Annotated in this window: 1 protein-coding gene; it reads right to left on the bottom strand. The window is 38.7% G+C overall.

Annotation, left to right across the window (positions count from 1 at the left end; translation table 11 throughout):
* Positions 1-271, bottom strand: a 271-nt coding sequence (locus SCA31_RS23500; RefSeq protein ID WP_410699427.1) for a curli assembly protein CsgF, incomplete at both ends; no start/stop codon positions are given.

Raw genomic sequence — 271 nt, 5'->3', positions numbered from 1 at the left:
CGCCAGTGCTGGTATCCAAAATATTTATTAAAAGTCCTTGAGCGGTAGTCGTAACCTGTAAGTACATAGACCCAAAAAGGTAATTTCCGGGTTGTATACTTCCCTCTCCGAACTGATCTTCAAACAATTTTCTGGACAGCTCACTCAAAACCTGTCGGTTAAGACTTTGACTGAAACCGTCAACAGAATTCAAATTTCCCAGCAGATCACTGTAATCCTTTTTTTGATCAAATTGATTTTGGGCATTTGCTGAACTTAAAAGCCATTGATA

Source organism: Chryseobacterium sp. SIMBA_028 (assembly GCF_046535285.1).
Classification (GTDB): Bacteria; Bacteroidota; Bacteroidia; order Flavobacteriales; family Weeksellaceae; genus Chryseobacterium.
Note: the sequence above shows the minus strand (reverse complement) of the source record. Positions and strands in the feature narration are given on the sequence as shown.